The organism is Actinomadura scrupuli (genome assembly GCF_050971785.1).
Lineage (GTDB): Bacteria > Actinomycetota > Actinomycetes > Streptosporangiales > Streptosporangiaceae > Actinomadura_E > Actinomadura_E scrupuli.
Map to the genome: position 1 here is coordinate 386,563 of NZ_JBPCCU010000006.1, position 19,028 is coordinate 405,590.

At 67.4% G+C, this 19,028-nt stretch carries 13 protein-coding genes and 2 pseudogenes; 5 read left to right on the forward strand and 10 right to left on the reverse strand.

Going from position 1 to position 19,028, the window contains the following annotated elements; genetic code table 11:
• Positions 1-21 precede the first annotated feature (21 nt).
• Positions 22-6,201: a hypothetical protein gene (locus ACRYCC_RS27390; RefSeq protein ID WP_433816566.1), complete on the forward strand. Its 6,180-nt coding sequence runs from the start codon at positions 22-24 to the stop codon at positions 6,199-6,201.
• A gap of 312 nt (positions 6,202-6,513) precedes the next feature.
• Here ACRYCC_RS27390 and ACRYCC_RS27395 read toward each other — a convergent pair whose 3' ends face one another.
• The 4 genes from ACRYCC_RS27395 to ACRYCC_RS27410 all read right to left on the reverse strand — a co-directional run bounded on the left by ACRYCC_RS27395 (position 6,514) and on the right by ACRYCC_RS27410 (position 12,371).
• Positions 6,514-7,845, reverse strand: coding sequence for an McrC family protein (locus ACRYCC_RS27395; RefSeq protein WP_433816567.1), 1,332 nt, complete (start codon positions 7,843-7,845; stop codon positions 6,514-6,516).
• On the reverse strand, positions 7,842-10,343 hold the full coding sequence (locus tag ACRYCC_RS27400) for an McrB family protein (RefSeq protein ID WP_433816568.1): 2,502 nt from the start codon (positions 10,341-10,343) through the stop codon (positions 7,842-7,844). The genes ACRYCC_RS27395 and ACRYCC_RS27400 overlap by 4 nt, the downstream gene beginning before the upstream one ends.
• Before the next feature lie 102 nt (positions 10,344-10,445).
• Positions 10,446-10,742 (reverse strand): hypothetical protein, encoded by a 297-nt coding sequence (locus ACRYCC_RS27405; RefSeq protein ID WP_433816569.1) that lies wholly within the window; start codon positions 10,740-10,742, stop codon positions 10,446-10,448.
• Between the two features lie 633 nt (positions 10,743-11,375).
• Complete coding sequence (locus ACRYCC_RS27410; RefSeq protein ID WP_433816570.1) at positions 11,376-12,371, reverse strand: hypothetical protein; 996 nt, start codon at positions 12,369-12,371, stop codon at positions 11,376-11,378.
• Positions 12,372-12,626: 255 nt separating this feature from the next.
• Between ACRYCC_RS27410 and ACRYCC_RS43995 the strand changes: the two are divergent.
• Both ACRYCC_RS43995 and ACRYCC_RS27415 read left to right on the forward strand, forming a co-directional pair.
• Positions 12,627-12,881: pseudogene (locus tag ACRYCC_RS43995) on the forward strand (ScoMcrA-related endonuclease); the annotation flags it as partial.
• Positions 12,882-12,900: 19 nt separating this feature from the next.
• The gene (locus ACRYCC_RS27415; protein WP_433816571.1) at positions 12,901-13,857 is read left to right on the forward strand and encodes a phosphorothioated DNA-binding restriction endonuclease family protein; all 957 of its coding nucleotides are present in this window, start codon (positions 12,901-12,903) and stop codon (positions 13,855-13,857) included.
• Positions 13,858-13,942: 85 nt separating this feature from the next.
• On the opposite strand, the gene ACRYCC_RS27420 is transcribed toward ACRYCC_RS27415, so the two are convergent.
• The 5 genes from ACRYCC_RS27420 to ACRYCC_RS27440 all read right to left on the reverse strand — a co-directional run bounded on the left by ACRYCC_RS27420 (position 13,943) and on the right by ACRYCC_RS27440 (position 17,354).
• Complete coding sequence (locus ACRYCC_RS27420; protein ID WP_433816572.1) at positions 13,943-15,049, reverse strand: Sco1979 family transcriptional regulator; 1,107 nt, start codon at positions 15,047-15,049, stop codon at positions 13,943-13,945.
• Positions 15,046-15,588: an RNA polymerase sigma factor gene (locus ACRYCC_RS27425; protein ID WP_433816573.1), complete on the reverse strand. Its 543-nt coding sequence runs from the start codon at positions 15,586-15,588 to the stop codon at positions 15,046-15,048. Before ACRYCC_RS27425 ends, ACRYCC_RS27420 begins: the two co-directional genes overlap by 4 nt.
• A 40-nt stretch (positions 15,589-15,628) precedes the next feature.
• The gene (locus ACRYCC_RS27430; RefSeq protein ID WP_433816574.1) at positions 15,629-15,907 is read right to left on the reverse strand and encodes a hypothetical protein; all 279 of its coding nucleotides are present in this window, start codon (positions 15,905-15,907) and stop codon (positions 15,629-15,631) included.
• A gap of 410 nt (positions 15,908-16,317) precedes the next feature.
• Complete coding sequence (locus ACRYCC_RS27435; RefSeq protein ID WP_433816575.1) at positions 16,318-16,623, reverse strand: hypothetical protein; 306 nt, start codon at positions 16,621-16,623, stop codon at positions 16,318-16,320.
• A 245-nt stretch (positions 16,624-16,868) separates the two neighbouring features.
• Entirely contained in the window at positions 16,869-17,354 is a 486-nt protein-coding gene (locus ACRYCC_RS27440) for a macro domain-containing protein (RefSeq protein WP_433816576.1), read from the reverse strand.
• A gap of 421 nt (positions 17,355-17,775) precedes the next feature.
• On the opposite strand from ACRYCC_RS27440, the pseudogene ACRYCC_RS27445 reads away from it, so the two are divergent.
• Positions 17,776-17,955 (forward strand): annotated as a pseudogene (locus ACRYCC_RS27445) (GNAT family N-acetyltransferase); the annotation flags it as partial.
• Between the two features lie 308 nt (positions 17,956-18,263).
• Here the strand turns inward: ACRYCC_RS27445 and ACRYCC_RS27450 are convergent.
• Positions 18,264-18,659 carry a pyridoxamine 5'-phosphate oxidase family protein gene (locus ACRYCC_RS27450; protein ID WP_433816577.1) on the reverse strand — a complete coding sequence of 132 codons (396 nt, stop codon included), beginning with the start codon at positions 18,657-18,659 and terminating at the stop codon, positions 18,264-18,266.
• A 9-nt stretch (positions 18,660-18,668) separates the two neighbouring features.
• On the opposite strand from ACRYCC_RS27450, the gene ACRYCC_RS27455 reads away from it, so the two are divergent.
• Positions 18,669-18,836: a hypothetical protein gene (locus ACRYCC_RS27455; RefSeq protein ID WP_433816578.1), complete on the forward strand. Its 168-nt coding sequence runs from the start codon at positions 18,669-18,671 to the stop codon at positions 18,834-18,836.
• Positions 18,837-19,028 lie beyond the last annotated feature (192 nt).

A 19,028-nucleotide genomic window follows, 5' to 3' on the forward strand; every position in this document is an offset into this window, starting at 1 on the left:
CGGCGCCCTCCCGGAGGCTTCATGGCAGCCCGTCACAGTCGTAGCAACTGCCCACATGGTGACGGGTCCACGTCCTACCCGGTCTGGCCTGACCCGGGCTGGCCCCTCGGCGAAGACGCGGACCGCGACGCCGCGCTGACCGAGCTGTCCGCGGCGCTCATGGCGTGCCCTGCGCCGCTGGCCTCAGCGCTGGCGCAGCTGACGCCGCAGGACGTCAGCAGAGGCCTGTCGGCGACACCGCTGTCGCGCCGGCCGTCGGTGCTGCGACCCCTCGGACTCATGATTACACCCCGCACCATCGGCCAGCACCTGTGCCGCGACGTAGTCACGCGGATGACGCGCACCGGTGATCATCACGCGCGGCACTCGGCAGCGGCCCTGACCAAGGCGGTGCTCAGCGACCTGCGGATGAATGCCTTCGCCGAAGAGTTCCCCGAGCGCTTCTCGCTGTCGGTCGTGCGCGACCCGGCCGCGCACTGGTCGCCCGCGCTCGCGCGGGTCGCTGTGTGGGCCAACGGGCTCGCCTCCGTGCGCGACGCGCGGCTGTGGCTGTGGGCGAGCGAGCAGCCATGGTTCCGACCAGATTCCGTCACCGACGAGCACATTGTCACGATCGTCACGGCCGCCAAGAAGGTCATCGCAGCCTCGCCCGAGTTCCGGTTCCTCGACGACAGCGGCGAAACCCCGTCCGGCCACAATGACCTCGACGACGACCCAACCGAGAGCGTGACGGTGAACGAGTCGAGCACCGACCCGGACATCTCGGCCCCGGCACCGATCAGTGACGACGACGCTGCGGCCGCGACGCACACCACTGCCAAGCAGCTAGCCGCTGCGAACGACGAGGAGGACCGCCGCATGACGGTGACGACCGAGGACAGCAGCACTGGCAGCGTCGGTGAGCCGACCGTCGCCAAGCTGCGGCAGGCCAGTGAGGACCTGCGGCAGGCGCTGCTGGCCGCGGTGCCGGCCGCCCAGCGGATCCTCGACCGCGTTACCGCCGACCGGCCCCCGGCTGCCGACGACCTAAACATGATTACCGCTGCGCGCACCTCGTTCGATGACGCGGTCGCGAGGCTGCGGGCAGCAGGCGCCACCATTGACACCGACACCGACACCGGTGCGGCGGTGTGCGCCGCGCTCGACGATCTCATCAAGGCCGCCGACGACCCGCCGGTGCGCGCCGAGCTCGCGCAGCTGCAGACCCTCGTCGCGCCCGCCGACAATCCGATGCTCGCTGCCGCGCTGGCCGAGGCGCAGCAGCGCGCAGACACCCTCGCCGCATCTCCGGCGTGGACCGCCGCTGAGCGGGTCCTCGCGGTCACACTGGCCACGCTCAATGAGCTCGCAAACCCGGCCACCGCGTTGCCGCACGTGGTGGCGCTGCAGCAGGATTTCGTCCAAGCCCACCCAAACTTGGCGCTGCTCGCCGTCACCGCGGCCCAGCTGACCCGCACGTCCGCTTCCCCCGCAGAAGCCTTGGCCGCGCGCAGCACCGCCGGAGCAACGGACGCGGCCGCCGACACGATCGCTGGCACCGCCCCGGCGACGACGACCGACACTAACGCCGGAGACCAGGCGGGTGCGACGACCAGCGATGAGACCGCCCTGGAGGTGGCGAGCGGAGGCACTGCGGCCCTGCAGGCCGACGAGCCTCCCGCAGACGTCGACGGCGAGGCCAACACCACGACGCTGCCCGAGATCGCAATCCCAGCCCAGGTCCCGGTGCCTGGTACGACCGCCAGCGGTGCCGCTGCTCAGGCCGCCGTGACCGTCAGCGACGAGGTCGTCGCGCACGCCCGCCTCGTCGAAGGCGTCGCCGACCTCATCGGCTCCCAACGCTTCGGGCTGGCCGCCGCTGTCGCGCAGGCGGGGCAGTGGTCATCCAGCCAGCAGGCCACGTTGCGGATCGCCGCGCTGTCCGACGCCGTGCGCAGCGAGACCGGCGCGGTCAACGCCGCGCTGCGCGGCGAGCTCACCGAACTCGACACGACCGCCGCTGCCGAAGATTCGCCCAGCGCGCTACTCATTGTCGCCTCGCTGCTGCGCGCCGCCCTCGTCACCGGAGAACCGACGACCGGGGCAGTGCTCACCGAGCTGGCTTCGCGGGTTGAGCCGAATCTGGCGGCCGTCGCCGAGCAGGTCGGCCGGCGCGCGCTGCAGAGCATCCTCGTCGGTGCCCCGCCGCTGACCGTGCTCGCCGACGTCAGCGAGGTCGAGCGGTCGCTGCGCGCCGTCAGCGACGATGCCCGCAATATGCTGCGCCCCCGCACGCTGCGGTTCAAGCGCGCGACGGACATCGCGAAGGCGTGGATGTCCGCTGGCGGACTGCTCGGCCGGCCGCTGACCATCGCCGCCAACGACGACCGGTCCGCAGTGGACGAGGCCGCCAGCGCCATCCTGGGGCTTGGTGACGCTGCGCACGTCGCCCGCGAGATCGACATGCTCGACCGCAAATTCAAGGGAATGTCTGGCAAGCCGATCGAAGGCGCCGGCCGACAGGACCTCGTCAACATCATCCATGAAGCCATCCAGACCCTCGCCAAGTGGACCGAGGCAGTCCTGTCACTCCGGCGGTCCGGTACCGCGCAGCACTGGAGCACCGGCGAGGTCGCCGACATGCGCACCGCGGTGCTGGATCGGCGTCAGTCGGTGCTCGCCGCCCTGGCGGCGCAGTCCGAGCACACCGATCCGCTGCTGGCGGCCGCGTCGCGAGTGGCAGTCACGTCGCTGACGCTTACGTTCGCCGTGCTCGACGGCGAGGCCGCGCTTCCGGCCGGTGAGCCCGCGCCAGCGTTCGCGCTCACCGCTGAGCTGCTGAAGGTGCCCGGTGCGGTCGTCGACGCCGTTCTCGGCCGCGTCACCGTGCCAGTCGGCACGACCGTCGAGCAGCTGCTGGCCGCCGCGCAGCGCACCTGGACCGACGCGGTCGCCATGCAGGTCGAGGCCGAGAACTTCGACGCCGTGTACTTCCTCCTCACCGCCGCTGAGTCCAACCTGCTGCCCGGCGCATCCGAGCACGGAATCGGCGCGGACACCGCCGCTGCGGTCACAGCCGCGCAGAGCGCGGTGCAGGCCGAGCTGGAGGAGCTGCACGAACAGCTGTTGGCCGAACTCCGCCGGGCGCAGACCAACAACGAGGTCTCCGAGGAACAGGCCGGCGAGCTGACCGGCCTGCTGCGGGACGCCGACATGGCCGCCACGCGCAACCTCGCGGCGGTCCGCGCCCGGCTTGTCCGCGTCGCCGAGCTGCTGCCGCGCTACCGTGCCGAGGCGGCCCGGCGGCTGTCGGACCGGCTAGTGGCGCTGCCTGAGGTCGATGAGGGCACCATCGAGCGCGTCGAGCGGCTCATTGGCACCGGCGAGCTGTCGACCGCCGCGGAGCTCATTTACTTCCTCGAGATCGGCGAGCCGGTACCGCAGGTTTCCGAGTGGCGGCACCTGCAGCGGTTCTTCCCGGCCGTCCCCGACGCGCTGCCGACCGGCCTGACACCCGACGTCATCGCGACCGTGCGCAGCCGCGGCCGGGTACCCGACTGCGACGTGCTCGACTTCAGCCGACTCAGCCCCGAACTCGCTGAGCTCGCCGCAGTCGCGCTCGACAGCTGGCGGCAGCTCGCCACGACCCCGCCTGAAGGTCGGCAGAAGATCACCGAACGCGACCTGCTACTGCCCGCGCTGCGCGTCATCGGCATCGAAGGCAAGCGCATCCGCCGCCTCGACGACCTGCAGCGCGGTCGCGACCGGCGCTTTATCGACGTGGTCGACGTGACGATCAACGGCAAGGCGCTCGTGCCGGCGTTCGGCAGCAAGCTTGGCGGGCGGCTGCGCGTCTTGCTCACCTGGGGTCAGCCGAGCGCGCAGCTGCTGCTCAGCCATGCCGACCAGGACAACTCCGGCGACAGCCTGCTTGTCACGTACTTCGGCACGATGAGCGCGCAGACCCGCCGCGAGCTTGCCCAGTACGCCGTCGCGGGCAACCGCACCGCGCCGGTCGTGGTACTCGACGACGCCGCGCTAGCGTACCTGGTCGCGCACGGCAACCGGCAGATGGATGCCACCATGAGCGTGCTGCTGCCGTTCAGCAACACCAACCCGTACGTCAGTAAGAAGCGCGGCCTTGTGGCCGAGGAGATGTTCTACGGCCGCGACGCCGAGCGCAAGAACGTGCTCGACCCCGACGGCACGCAGCTGCTCTACGGCGGACGCGGCCTGGGCAAGTCCGCGCTGCTGCGCAGCGCCGGCCAGATGTTCGAATTGCAGGGTTCGCCCGGCGAGCGGGTCAGCCTGTACCTCAGCCTCGACACCGTAGGCATCCGGGCAGGCGCGGCGATCGGACCGGACGCGATCTGGAACGCGCTGCTACGCGACCTCACCGACCACGGCGTCATCACGCCGCCGCGCCGCCAGACGAGCCACAAGAGCCCTCATGAGCAGGTCCGCGCGGGCGTGCTCGCATGGCTCAACGCCGACCCGCGCCGACGGCTGCTCATTCTGCTCGACGAGTCCGACCGGTTCTTCGAGTCCGACGCGCCGGAGTTCTTCGAGACGAACCGGCTCAAGGAACTCGGCCTGACCACCGACGGCCGCATCAAGGTCGTGTTCGCCGGTCTGCACTCGGTGCAGCGCTACGCCAAGAGCGCCCGCAACGGCCCGTTCAGCCACCTCGCGCAGCGCCCAACCGTCATCGGACCGCTGCGGCCGCAGTTCGCGACGAACCTGCTTACCCGCCCACTGCAGGCGCTCGGGTACGGCTTCGCCTACGACGACCTGGTCAACCGGGTCCTCGGGTACTGCTCGTACCAGCCGTTCCTGCTGCAGATGTTCGGCTCTCGCCTCCTCGCCACCCTGCACGCCAGCCGCGGCGTCGCCGACACCGCGCCGCCGTACGTCATCACACGCGCCGACGTCGTCGCGGTCGAGAGCCACGTCGACCTCAAAGCCGACATCAGCGCAGCGTTCCACGACACGCTGCACCTCGACCCGAGATACAACGTCATCGCCAACGTGCTCGCACACCACGCGCACGAGTCCGGCCTCGACGCGCGGCTGTCCGACGTGGAACTGCGGGAGGAATGCCTGGACTGGTGGCACGCCGGCTTCTCGGCGCTGGACGTGGAAGGGTTCCGCGCGTACCTGCAGGAGATGGTCGGCCTAGGCGTACTCGCGCCGAACAACGACGGCCGGGGCTGGCACCTGCGCAGCCCGAACGTGCTGCACATGATCGGGTCGACGGACGATGTCATCACGCAGCTCGTCGGCGCGGCGACGCTGTCGGTGCCCGACGAGTTCATCGCACTGGAGACGCGAGCAGAGCTGCCCGACGGGCGCCGCTCGCCGCTGACCGCTGGGCAGAGCGACGACGTGCTCGGCGACCACGCCAACCAGGTCCGCGTGGTGCTCGGCTCGCCTGCGACCGGCATCGGCGATGTCGCGCAGGCCGTGCGGCTTGCAGCCGACGTCGGTGACCGGTTCACTGTGCCGCCGATCGCCAGCCGGCGGCAGTTCGAGGAGGAGCTGGTTGCCGGCCGACCTGGCGAGCGGCGCGTAGTGCTCACCGACCTCGTCGCGCTCGCGCCGCGCGACGAGGCGTGCACCGCTGCGCTGACCGCGGCAGTCGAGCAGCGTCCGCAGCAGCCCGGCGTGACACGCTCGGCCGTCATCGTCGCCGGGCCGCAGCAGATGTGCCTGTGGCGGGCGGTGCTCGGCGACGCGGGACACACCCCGGCGCTCGGCACGGTCACGCTGCGCCGCTACGCCCGTCAGACGCTGCGCGTGTGGGCGTTGGCGAGCGAGAAGTTCAGCGTGCCGGAGCGGCTCGAGCGGCTGATCGAGGTCACCGGCGGCTGGCCGCTGCTCGTCGAGCAGGCCGGCCAGCTCGTAGCGTCCGGTATGGAGGAGGGTCAGGCGCTGGCCGCGGTCGCAGAGGAACTCGCGTCGCCAGCCGGCGCGGCTGCGTTCGTCAATGCGGTCAGTGTCACCGCCGACGAGGAGCTCGTCAAGGCGTTCAGTGCCGTGCTAACCCTCGTCGATAGCGGCGGCGTCACGATCGCGGACCTGGTCGCGGCCGCAGCGCTGGCAGTCGATGACCCCGACACCGCGGTTGCCTGCCTGCAGGCGCTGGGCGTGTTCGACGTCGACGCCGACGGGATGTACCGGCCCGAGCCGCTGCTGGTCCGGTCCTGGCCGTACCGCGCCTGACGGTCATCCGGGCGGCCGCTACACGAAGTGCAGCGGCCGGCGCCCTGCCGGGGCCCGCCGCACTGGTCGGCGAGCTGGCAATAGAAGCGCTGCCCCCACTCGCTGACGGTGGTGGGGTCTGCGTGGTCGGTTCCGGAGTTGGTGATGTTCCCTCAGCGGATATCTTCAACGAATTTCAGGCGCAGGACACTAGTCTGCGGCTGTTGGCCGAGCCATCGACGTTTCAAGCCGCCTCGGCTGTGCGGCCCTGCTCATGCCGCGTCATCGGCCGCAGTGCCTGGCAGCCAATGGCAAGATCCTCTGCCTTGGTCTTCACCCGACTGCGCTCTTGGAGGTCGTGAGCCGAGAACTCAGGATCTGGCTGCTGAGGTTGTCGAGCATCGGTTGGCGATTTTGACTCGCTAGTGTTTCGAGGGCGTGTGGGACGTTGATCGCGATCAATGTGATCCGTGCGGCTGGTTCGCGGTTGCGGCGGTGAAGGATGACGGTCCGGGGTGACACGTCTTGTTCGCTCGCGTAGAGGATGTAGGCGGTGGGTGGCCTTGGGCTGTTCTGGTTGCTGAGGGCTTGGGCGTAGGTGAAGCTCTGGTAGAGGTCGCCAGGTTTGACCTTGTTGTCGGTGTACAGCTTGTACTTGGCATCGATGGAACAACGCCATGCTCCGGGGCCGTGGCCATGGACGAGCTGGATGTCGGGGGTGATGGTGGTGTAGCTGTGACCGTCCTGATGGCAGATGGCTTTGTCGAGGGAGTCCTGGTCCCGTACGGCAATTCCGCTGCCTCGTGTGGCGTCCCGTAGGAGTTGGGTGACGAACTTCTCGAACAGCACGTTCATGTCGATCATGAAGGCCTGTGACGACGGTCCGGTAGCCGAGTAGAGGTCAGAGAAGGCGGCGCCTCGCAGGAGCAGGAGCGCCCAGCGGTGGGCATTGCGGTAGTGCTCGTTTCCGCGGTGGTAGGTGAGACGTTCCTCGGTCGCGCGGATATTGAGCCTGTCAGGCACGCATACATCCGCGAAGTCCGCCGCAAGCCGGCGGGCGCTTGCTCGTACGGTCGGGTCTCCAGTACTCCGAGCGGCAACTTGCAGAGCCGCGCCACATAGCTGGTTGTCGGGGATGTCGCTGCTGAGCTCGTCGTAGCGGCATTCCAGGCGATCCAGCTGACCATAGCGGCGCAGGATCTGCCGGTCGATGAGCAGTCGTCCGCGAACGGCGGGCAGACTCTCCTCGCGGCGGAGGTAGTCGCGACGCAGCCCGTGGCGGAGCAGTTTGTCGGTCTCTCGGGCGAGCAGGAGGCACACCAGGTCCCTTAGGTGGAGCCCTTGGCCGAGTCGCTGTAGCTGGTCGAGGTTGCGCAGGGCCGGTAGACCGCTGGCGTAGTCGAGCATCTGCAGCACAGAGAGCTCGCGGCCGGCGAGTTTCGGTCGGACGTGGATGGCGACGCAGTTGAGATTGACCACCCCGACGTGGGAGTTCGCGGTGATCTCGAGTGTGTCGCCTCTGAGCCACCGGAGCGTGATTCGTTTGGCGAGCGCCTCGGACTCGGCAGCGTCTATGTCGGCTGAGCTTGGATGAAGCCCGGTGACCTTGACGGACTCGTACTCGTTCAAGATGACCAGGCCGTCGGCCGCGTCGACGGTGGTCACTGTTCGCCCGCGTCCACCATGAGTTCGGCGTAGAGGGCTGCGACCAGCTTCTCGTCGTCGAGGTCGGCCATGCAGTGTCCGGTGACATCCACGATCGTCGGACCGAGAAAGCGGGCGAGCATTGAGTAGTCGTCGTAGGCGTACTCCTGGAGCAGCGGAAGGACCTCGTTACGGATCACTGCGGCCAAGTCGGCTTCGTTGTCCACGGGGTTGTCGCCAGACAGGAAGAACGAGTGGCCGATCTGACGTTCGCGGCCGAGTTCCTTGACGACCCGCCGGTTGACCTCGCGCAGCAGTATCCCCAGGTCGAGTTTGCTGACGAGGGATCCGTCGAGGACTTCGGCGTCGGGCAGCAGCTCATGGAACGCGAAGCGGCGGCGTAGCGCGGAGTCCAGGAGTCGGATGCTGCGGTCAGCGGTGTTCATCGTGCCGAGGAGATAGACGTTAGGTGGGACGGAGAACTTCTTGCGGCTCTGCGGTAGCACGACCTGCATTCCGCGTTTGTCTCGCTCGAGGAGGGTGATCAGCTCGCCTAGGATCTTGGGGATGTCACCGCGGTTGATCTCGTCGACCAGTATCAGGTACGGCTTGTCAGGATCATTGGCCGCTGCCGTGCAAACCTTCTTGAACGTCCCATCAACGAGATCGAGCCTGAGCCCGCCATCTTCGCTCTGGACCGGCCGGAATCCCTCGATGAAGTCCTCGTAGCCGTATGCGGGGTGGAACGTGACCAGGGTCAGGTGGCCCGCCCTCTCGCCATCGGCGCTCGCCGACAGGTCGGTCAGAGACTTCAAGAACGGCGCCTTCCCGTAGTCGGCGGTCGCGTCGAGATTCAGCTCGGGCAGTTGCGTGGTCAGCCACCACAGGGCGAACCTCAGGCTGGTGTAGGTCTTGCCGGTCCCAGGCGGGCCATAGAGCACAGCCTGGCCCTTGCGGCTCAGATGGGCGGCGAGCTCGGTGAACAGCGGATCGACCGTGGCGGCTTCCCGGATGGACACTGTTGGGGAGTCGTCACCGCCCGACGTGGCTGCACCGGTCTTCACCGTCCTCCAGAGACTGGCCGAGACCTTTGCGACGGTGACAGTGCCCCATGAATTTTGGGGTTTCGCCAGGGTCTGCGCGTAGGAGGTGTCCCAGTCGACGGAGACGGTGTGCCGGTACTCCGTACGATCGGGTCGCCAGACGTAGCTGGCCTCGGTCACCTTGCCTACGCCCAGGATTTCTTTGGTGCCCCGGTTGGCCACGACGAGGTCACCTGGCTGGAGCTGGACCAGCCGCCACAGTTCGTTGCTCTTGGCGGTCAGCTTGCTCTGGTTGCCGTTGTACTCCGCGGTGTACGCGGTGCGGAACGCCTCCCGGAAGTCGTCCTCGGAGGTGAACGCGGTCAGGTCGCCGACCTCGTCCCAGCCGACGCAGATGTAGCCGCCGGCTAGGCATTCGTCCCAGTACATGCCCCGAGAGCCCGGCGCGATCTTGACGACGGTGGTGTTCGGGCGTGGGTCCGCCCACCAGTACAGAAACTCACCGATCTCGTAGGGGTGCCAGCCGGTGAATCGTTCGTCGGCGTCGATGAGCTTCTTGAGCCGTTCGTGCGCGGCGAACGGGTCGAGCCCGGCCCCGGCGTCACCGCAGAGATGGAAGATGAAGCGCCTGACGTGGTCCCGACTGGTGATGGGGGTGATCAGATCAGGGAAGTAGCAGGAAATCGCCTTGGCGGTCAAGGCCGGGCCGGACCGTAGGGCATCGATGGTGTCGATATCAGTCAGGCGGCCCTCGCGAGCGGCGTGGTACGCGTCGATGAATCCGGCTCGTACAGCCGACCAGGCTTCCTGCTCGTTGGTGTAGGCGGGGTCGAAGTACCAGCTGTTGTCGCTCTTTCGCCGGTAGATGAGGTGCTTGTTGGCGCTGCCGCCCTTCATGCTGCACAACGCAGGGGTGCCGAACTCCATACGATGACAGAAGCTATTGGTGTACTCGGGTGTACCGAGGGCGTACCGCTCTAGCGGCATGTCCGCCCACGAATCCAGCGGGAAGTCCTGCAGCACTTGCGCGAGCTCTTGCCTTGCTTCGAGAATCCGCTTTGCGCAGGATCCCCGGTCGAAGTCAGCGAGAGCGGCGGACAACGGTCTCTGCGGAGAGCGCATCGCGCCGACTGCGACGGGGGTCAACGTGCAGGTCTCGCAGATATCGCGGACAAGGCCGCCTCTGCCGTTGCGCAGTCCTTCACGTTCGGCGAAGGCTTGACGTCCTTCCTGGTCGTTGGCGTAAGCGGACTCGATCAAGCGCCGCCACAGATTGCCGTCAGGATCGGGATAGGTCTTCCACGTGTCGTGCTTCCCAACGATATGCATGCAGTCAGCGCGGTGATGGATCGCAGTACCGGTGCCCCCCGGGCAGATGACGCGGTCAGAGGAAGGGGTGAGCTCGAAACTCTGGCCGTCGTAGTGAACGACCTGGCTGCCGTCGGCGGCTTCTGAGATCGAGACCTTTGGGTTCATGGCCGGACTCCTGCGGAGAGCGATGCGCGGTTAGAGGCAGCGGCTGAGTGCATCGGGCCTGACCACCACCGTTGCTGTTGAATTGGTGCACCCGTGTTGGGCTCAGCGGTAGCGCTCCAGCCGTTCTCTTGCCTTCTGACGGTCTTCCTCGCTGAAAAGGCTCTCGTACTCAGCCAGCAGAACATGAGCTTCGACTGTGAGGTCAAGACGCCCGTGGGTCCAGAGGGTCGTGAAACCATCAGACGGGGTGTCCGACCACAAGAGCTGCCTGGCCGTCGCCACGCCTCCACGTTCACTGAGCATCTGCAGGAAGCGCGTGGCGTTGTAGCCGAGTTCTCGCTTGGCGGTCTCGTAGATCGCCGTCATGGCTCGATTGAACTGCCGTTCGAGCTCATCCAACGTCGGCCTCCCGGCGTCACACCATCATTCGCTCCAAGCATCGCTTGGGACAAGGATCATTAGGGACTGCTTCGCCAACAAAGTTGGACCTTCTGATTTACGGGCAGACCGCAACGTCCGAGCATTCACTCTCCGCTCCTGCGGAAGCGAGATCGCATGGTGAGCATCCGTAGGGTCATGAGGCGTCGATGACCACTGACCAACCCGGGGTGGGTCACTCGTGTAGATTCGCGATCTCCAGACCGGCTTGCTTGATGGCATTGGTGTCGCTGATCCGCCGCGCTCCGAGGGGTGCCCACTCGGCGTTGTAGCGGGCCTCGTAAAGGACCTGATCGCCGACTAAGACGATCTCAGATGTTGGTCATGGCTTCAAATTCCCGGATCTCGGACACCTTTAGTACCCGCAGGTCGAAGCCTTCCTCGGCCAACAGTTTGATCTCGTCGAGCTGTCACCGTCACGTTCGCACGATCGTTGGATTCCAACAACCCGCCCGCGGGCCGACATGAAGTGATCTGTCCCGGGGATGGTCAACGGCCGCTTCGATGACCTCCGCGAGCTATGGGGCGCATCTCTGCGGCTGGGGCACACGTCATCGTTCGTGGGGATCGGGCTGACAGGATTAACGCGCATCGTCATGGGCGCAAGGGCCACCATCGGCGTGCTCGTGCTGTCGAGGCTGTGGCCGGTGCGAAGCGGTGGGTGACGTCCTCGACGTGTGCGCCGTTGAGGTGCTTGCGGATGTCGAGGGCGGTGTTGGCGGGCAGGACTTCGGTGCCGGCGCCGAAGCTCCCCGGCTGGCGGCGCCGCGTACCGAGAATCGTCTGGGCGTAGGCACGTTTGATCGCTGTCTCTGCGTCAACGACCTGCTTGTGAGGCGCCCGCAACACGCAGATGGCATCGGCTCCGGCTCGTAGATGCTCACGGACCCGGGCGGCGGTGCCGTGCCCGAACTTGCAGACTCTGCGGTAGTGGACCAGGTAGAGGTGGTGGGGGCGGTCGGCCTTGGCCCGGTGGGTGCGGGACGTCTCCTCCGGTGGGCACTGTCCGCACTCGGGGCGGGCCGGTGTGACTTTCTGGACGGTGCCGCAGGCGTCATGCCGGGCCCAGGTGCCATGTGACTCCGGGCGTGCCGGCTCGAGGAGCAAGGTGGTCGCGTCCCAGGGCAGGCCCCAGATGTCGGTCGCCAGGATCGTCCAGCCGGGCCATGACAGTGCCGCGACCTTGTCTGCGATGACCATGAGGGCGCACTGTTGCCAGACCTCACGTGGGTCGTCCCCCTGGACGTGGGCAAGACCCGCGTCTGACGGATGTCGTCGCGCCAGGGCATCGAGGGCTTTCCTCGCCAGCTCCGCGGCGTTATCGGGCAGGCGGGTCCGGTCGTCGAGACAGACCATGCACCGGGTGCGCCATCCGGTGCGGCAGGATCGTGGTGTCCCGCACATGCGACACTGGAAGATCTCGATCTTCGCTCCGGTGGGCCGCGACGCGATGAGTGCCATCTGCTCCTCGGCCAGGGCCGCGCACGCTTTGCAGTGCACCATCCACACGACGTCCTGGCTACGATCGCCCGTCCCGGCAATTGACGGCATTGGAGCCCGGCAGTTGGCGCACTCTTTGCCGCTGTCCATCAAGCGTCCCTCTGTCAGACCCTGAACCGACTCCTGCCACTCGAATCAAGTGGCTTCGGTTTTCCGGTCAGAAGGTACCGCCTTCAGGTGGAATGGACCCATCCCATCCGTCGGTGTGTAGAAGCAGCAGAGCAGCCACTACCGGTCACGACCAGGCCCGTCCCGATCAGGCCACAGGTGCTATGGCCACCGTGTCCACCGAACTACCTGTCTTCCGCCCTATAGAGGCCGGTCTTATGGCATATCGTCCTCAAGGTGGCGCTTGATGACATTACGGTCCCGGCGGTGCTTGCTGCGATCGAGGAGTTCGACGGGCTCGGTCGTGAGGCGTTTCTGGACGCGTACGGGTTCGGCAGGTCAAGGCGCTATCTGCTGCTTCACGACGGCGGACGGTACGACTCCAAGGCGATCGTCGGGGTGGCCCATGGGCGATTGCCGGAGCGCTCGCCGCTGAAGGCGTCCGAGTTCTCCGGCGGCCTCGATCACGCGGTCGCGGTCCTGCGTCGGCTCGGGTTCGAGGTCATCGACGATGGTCTGTCTGGTCCCAGAGGAAGCGGCACTCACGGAGATCCTCACCGCGATCGGTGGTCTCAAGCCGCCTCCGGCCCAGGCCTCGGGGCTGCCGATGCTCAAGCAGGCGGTCGTCCTGCTGTGGGGAATCGGCCGGGCGCGCGGTGACGGGGAACGGCTCATGCCATGGACCGCCACCTGCGAAGCGCTCGTTCCGCTGCTGGAGGCGCACCGCCGGGAAGGCGAGCGCGACCAGGGACGCCCGGACTACCCGGTGGCGGCGCTGTACAGAGCGGGGCTGTGGGATCTGCAGGGCCATCAAGGGGCGGTTCCCCCTGCCCACGGTGACACGGCCCTGAAGGGATGGTTCGATGAGCACCGGCCGTCCAGCGGTCTGCCAGTGCCGCTGCACGATTTGGTGCACGGGTCGGGGGAGGCTCGGATCCGGGTGGTCGATGCCATCGTCGATCGGTTCTTCGAGGATTGGGACTACAGCGCTCTGATGGCCGCTGTCGGGCTCGATGACGAGGATCTCGCCGACGACGAGCCCGGTACCGATACCACCGCCGGAGATCCCAAGGCTGCCTACCGGCGCTGGTGTGACCTGGTCGTACAGCGCGAGGACCAGACGTACGGCAAACGCCGCCGGACCGTGCGGCGGGATCCGATCAGGCTAGCGGCGGCCCGGCGTGCGGTACTGCTGCGCAGCGAGGGCCGCTGCGAGAATCCCGCCTGCGACCGGGAAGCACCCGACCTCACCGACCAAGGGGACCCGATCCTCGAGGTCGATCACATCGCCGAGATCACCGCCGGTGGCCGTGACTTCCCGGAACAGATGATCGCGCTGTGCCCCGACTGCCACGCCGTCAAGACGAGGGGCCGCAGCCGCCATCAGCTACGCCCCAGCCTCCTCGCCGTAGCCCGGCAACGCCACCTGACATGGATCTCCGAGGCCGATGGCGACGGATCCCCGTAGCCTGCGCGTGGGCGGTTGGGGCGTGGACCAGTGGCGCGCGTCGGCGGAGACCTCGACGGCACTGCTGGGAAGGGCATCACGGGGCTCATTCGGGGTGGTCCATGTCTTGAATGCGCTGGTGAAGCCGTCGCAGCCCCCGTTCCACATCGTAGGTCGGTGCCGGGCTCTGAGCCGCCCGGTCGCGGGCCTGGCGGTAGACATTCGCCACGGTGATGTCGTGATGCCGGGGGTCATCGGCCGTTGGAGCGCGGATGTCCATTGCTGGTCCGGGTCTCCCGGCGAGCCTGCCGGGGAGCTCGCGGAGGAGCTGGGCAAGGACATCCTGGGTTTCGCCCGCAGGCTTGGCCTGAACGCTGAGTCGGTTCATCACCGCGAGATAGAAGTCGACGTCCTCGCGTTTTTTGAGGTAGATCGCGCTCTGGAGCTGCTCCAGATAGACCACGTCGGGCAGGTCCGGCTCGGCGAAGCGCAGGATGCTGAACGCCCCGCCGGCCGCGGCATGGCCGCCCTGCTCGAACGGGACCACCTGAACGGTTACGTTGCGCAGGTCACAGGCTTCGATGAGAGCCGAGATCTGCTCGCGCAGCACGGCGCGGCCGCCGACGGGTCGGCGGAGCGCTGCCTCGTCGATTACCGCCCACAGACGCGGTGCTTCGCCCCGGGTCAGCAGCCTCTGCCGTTCCATGAGTAGTGCGACCCGCCGGTCGAGCTCGTCGGCCGGTGCGGCGGCGTGGCGGAGTTGGGTGACCGCCCGGGCGTAGCCCTCGGTCTGCAGCAGATCGGGCACGAACTGCACCTCGTAGGAGCGGATCTGCGAGGCCACCCGCTCCAAACTGACGTAGGTCTCGCTCCAGGTCGGCATGACGTCGGCGTAGCTGTGCCACCAGTTCGGCCTGTTGGCCCGCTCGGCCAGTTCGAGCAGCCTGTGCCGGATCATCTCGTCGCGCACTCCGTAGAGGGCGAGGAGGTCGGAGACGTCGTGCTCTTTGAAGGCGACCTGGCCCAGCTCCAGGCGACTGATCTTCGAGGTGGACGCACGGATGGCGTGGCCCGCCTGCTCTTGGGCGAGGCCAGCCGTCTCACGCAGCTTGCGTAGCTGCGCGCCCAGCAGAATGCGAGTGACGGTCGGTCCACTGCCCGGTTGGGCAGAGGCGCCGACCGCGGCTACTTCGGCCCGCCCTGCGGTCGTCATGACCCCGCCCTCCTTCCGTCGGGCTCGCCCAGCCCATGATCTTCCATGAACGGGACGATCGGTCCCGCAGCCTCAATCAGCTCGTCCCGCGCCAGCTTCAGATGCACTCTCACGGTGCTCTGAGCAATTCCGAGAAATTCGGCGATCTCACTGGTCGACCACTGCTCATTCCAATAAAGGAACGCCACCTTCTGTCTCTGCCCGGGCATCGTGGAGATCACATCCCAGACCCGGTCCAACGCGGCAGCGCACAGCACTTGGTGCAATGTCTCCGGGGGTGATTGTCGCTCTTCGACGCCCTCGAACTCACCCGTGAGCCGGAGGAACCTCACCTTCCGCCACTGGTCGATCGCCTGGCGCTTGAGGATGACGTGGAGCCACCGCCGTCGATCTCCGGGATCAAGCCGATGGAGACGGGCCCAACCGTCGATAGCGGCGACGAAAGTCGATTGGACGAGATCTTCGGCCTTCGCGCGGTCCACTCCGGGAAGGGTGCAGGCGTAGCGGAAGAGCCTGCCTGATTCAGCACGGAAGAGCATGTCGATCTCCCTGCTGACGCCAGGGGATGGGCCATCCACCTCACGCTCCGGGGGCGGTGCGCCGCGCCGATGCGCGGCCCAACGTCACCTTCATCGTCTGTCCTCCTGGATCTTCTTGCTGCACCACAACCGTGCCCTCCGGCGCGTCGGCGACCAACGCCAAGAAGGTCCGGCGTCGCTGCCACTCGGTGCACAGCCGCAGGACCCCGGGGACGGCCAGAGCCGCCAACGTGAGCGTGGCGGCCTGCCAGGAGATCGTGTTCGCCGTAGCGGTGAGCATCGCCCACACGCTCCCCTGCGGTGTCCGCAAAAGCATCATGCCGGGACATCGGATGGGACCACCAGAACGTTGAACGGGGATCAGGGGCAACTTCGCGGGTCTTCCGGAACTCCAGCATCCTGACCCCCTCGAGCACAGGGCCGCTACGACCGTCCGCATCAGATGCCGAACCGCTGAGTCCCGAACAGAGCCTTGCGGAGCTGCTCGTCCCCTAATCGCATCGGCCGAAAGCGGGTCCGATAGGGGGCCGGAAGGGGTCCGGACTGACCTTGACCAGCCCGGACCCTCCATCACTGGAATGTGCTCTGACCTGCAAAAACTAGATCGTAGATCATCGAGCGGGACCCCAAAACACCGCAAAAAGCAGACTGCTAATGCGGTTTGGGTTTACGCCCATCGGGAGTTCAAATCTCCCATCCTCCGCCAGCTACCAGCGGCTTCTTCGATGGCTAGATCATCGAAGGAGCCGCTGTTCTGCTTTGTGGGGTCCAATGTGGGTCCAGACCGGCGAGGGACCACCGCGGCGGTCGCGTCGGCGGCGGCCTTGGCCAGTGCGGGGATGGGCGATCTTCCTCCTGCTTGTCCCGCCAGGCGAGCAGGGCGAGGATGGTGATCGCATCGAGGGTGACGGAGCGGTCGCCGTACTCGGACTTGGGATCGTCGGGGTCCAGGTCGCCGTCCGGCCTGGTCTCCCGGATCCTGGCGACACCGCTCTCCAGTTCGACGTCGGTCCACGGCAGTCCGACACCGGTCACGAGCACCACTGTGCCGAGCCCGGCCAGACGGCGGTGCCCGGTCGGCCGGGCGCGATCGCCACATGGATCATCAACTTGACCGTGATATCAGCGGTGTGGGCATATCACGCCCATAGGTGAGGGCGTCAACCGGCTGTCCATGGCGGACTGACCTGGTGTCACTGCGGGCCTGGCCCGGGGTACTGGACGGCTGACGCAATCGGCGATTCGCCCGGCTCATGGGGTCCCTTCCCGTGCCCCGATCGTCAGACCGGACCGTGGTCGTAGACGGTGACCGGGATGTCGCGTTCGCCGAGCCGGTGGGAGATGAGCGGTTCGATGCGGTCCCATGTGCCGCCGGACAGGCCGCATCCGATGCGGGGCATGTGCACCGACGCCCCGAGTTCGACGACCCTGCCGGCCAGCGCCTGGAGGCATTGGTCGACGGCGTCGTAGCGGATCGGTGCGCCGTTGCTGCGGCTGGTCTTGGTGCCGTGCTGGCCGATCATGTTGGCCACCCAGATGTACGGCTCGACCTGGACGAGCTGGATCGCCCCGAGGCCGAAGTCGTTGCGGGCACGCCCTCGGTACCAGGAGCGGTAGGCCGCCTCCGGCTCGCTCCACCGCCGGGAGACCGCGAGCACGAAGCCCTTCCCCCAACCGCCTCGGTCGTTGCAGACATGCGCGACGACCTTCACGCCCTTGGCCTGCGGCGAGGTCGCATCACCCCGGATGTACACGATCCCGACCATGAACCGCACCGTAGCGACCGCCACTGACATCGGCCGCTACTGATATCGGTCGCCTACCTGGGGTCAGGCGCAGGTGTCGTCTATCCTGTGATGCATGGACGATCTTGACGGGGGATGGGTGCGGATCCTGTGCTACCGCAACTCCGCAGGCGCCCCGGACCCCGGGCGGGCCCTGCTTGTTTGACTGTGTGATCGAGGTGTCGACTACCGTCCCGCGTTCGGCGAGGACGAGGTGTGCTTGAACGTGGCCCGTACGCTCTTGCCCGATGGCACGATCGGGTGCACCGCCAGTGTCCTGATACAAGCCCGGACGCTGCGCCGCCTCGGCCTGCACCCCGACCAGCCGACCTCGAAGACCACTACCTCCTACCCGTCGCGCAGGCGATGACGAACTCGATGGGGATGGTCGGGATGCTCATCGCGGGCTGGGATGGGCTGGCGAACGCACCTTCACCGGCTGGCCGTGCACCCTCATCATCGCCGCCGGGGCATCGCCCGTGCCCCGATCGACCGCGCTGAACAGCGCTTCGGTGTGTTCGTGCGTTCCGGGCCGGCGCCGGGCCCAGGGACACCAGCGCGAACATCCGACCGGCGACCTTGAACACCGCCACCTCGTCGCCGAACGGGTAGTCCTCCACCGATCCCGGCTTGGCGCTGCATAGCGCCATCGCCTCCTCACGCCTTGAGCCGACCACCCTCACACGCTCCCTTCCCTGCTCCGTCGGCCGGCAACGGTAAGCCCGTCTCACGAGCAATCATCGCCCCATGGCGCATCCGGGCGGGCCGGGTCCAGCGGGCGGAGTACGGCGGCCGCCAAACGGTGATCGGTCGGCCGGCGATGGGCCGGCCGGCGTGCCGATGCGGGCGAAACGATTTCCGCGCCGCGCTGCTCGCCCATCGCATTGCCTGCTAGCTGCGGGGATTCGCCGAGACCCGCTCCGGCCTGAGCAGCACCGCGGTGCGGCGCTCGTCGGCCATCACCTGATCGTAGGTCGGCCAGTCGTCGTGAGTGCCGCCGGCAGCGGTGAAGATCTCGCGCAGCAGCAACCGCAGCCGCTCACCGTCCACCCCGGGCAGCAGATCATCGGGCCCGGCGAGATCGACCGGGCCTTCGACCGCGGCCCATTCCCAGCCTGCTCGCACCAGCACGTTCGCGCGCGGCCGCGCCCGAAGATGAGCCAACTTGCGGGTGCCGCCCGCGGCGACCAGCCCGACCACCTGCACGCCGGTGACCGGGTGCGCCAGGACCCCCGCGTTCACCACCGACGACTGGATCGTCCCGTCCGGCCGCAGGGTCGACACCACACACAAGCCATGATCGCCCGGGACGAGCCGGGCGAAATCCTCCAGTGTGCTCACCGCGGCACACTCCCCGGACGGCACCACCAGGCGACCTTCGACCGGTCGATGGCTGATCCGCAGGTGAAGCCATCAGGTTCTGCCATGATCACCCTCTTTTCCTTCTCGACGATCAAGAAATAGTTCCATGCGCCTATATGCAGGTCAGAAACCGTCCCAGGCGGGAGTTGAGCGAGCAGCCGACCGCGCGGCGACCTCACCACCTCACCTGCCGGACGTGACGTTATCTCCCGCTACTACACCACCGCCGTTCCGAACCCCGGCCGCCCGTCCGAATGCTCGTGCAGTGAGCGCAGAAGCACTTCGCCGATTGCG

Bases quoted from the DNA above. Each gene is read 5' to 3' on its own strand.
- ACRYCC_RS27425 (WP_433816573.1), bottom strand. From the start codon at position 15,588: ATGCTCTTCCGTGCTGAATCAGGCAGGCTCTTCCGCTACGCCTGCACC.
- ACRYCC_RS27455 (WP_433816578.1), top strand. From the start codon at position 18,669: ATGATCGCCCGGGACGAGCCGGGCGAAATCCTCCAGTGTGCTCACCGC.
- ACRYCC_RS27410 (WP_433816570.1), bottom strand. From the start codon at position 12,371: ATGGACAGCGGCAAAGAGTGCGCCAACTGCCGGGCTCCAATGCCGTCA.
- ACRYCC_RS27420 (WP_433816572.1), bottom strand. From the start codon at position 15,049: ATGACGACCGCAGGGCGGGCCGAAGTAGCCGCGGTCGGCGCCTCTGCC.
- ACRYCC_RS27430 (WP_433816574.1), bottom strand. From the start codon at position 15,907: ATGATGCTTTTGCGGACACCGCAGGGGAGCGTGTGGGCGATGCTCACC.
- ACRYCC_RS27400 (WP_433816568.1), bottom strand. From the start codon at position 10,343: ATGAACCCAAAGGTCTCGATCTCAGAAGCCGCCGACGGCAGCCAGGTC.
- ACRYCC_RS27440 (WP_433816576.1), bottom strand. From the start codon at position 17,354: ATGGTCGGGATCGTGTACATCCGGGGTGATGCGACCTCGCCGCAGGCC.
- ACRYCC_RS27390 (WP_433816566.1), top strand. From the start codon at position 22: ATGGCAGCCCGTCACAGTCGTAGCAACTGCCCACATGGTGACGGGTCC.
- ACRYCC_RS27415 (WP_433816571.1), top strand. From the start codon at position 12,901: ATGGTCTGTCTGGTCCCAGAGGAAGCGGCACTCACGGAGATCCTCACC.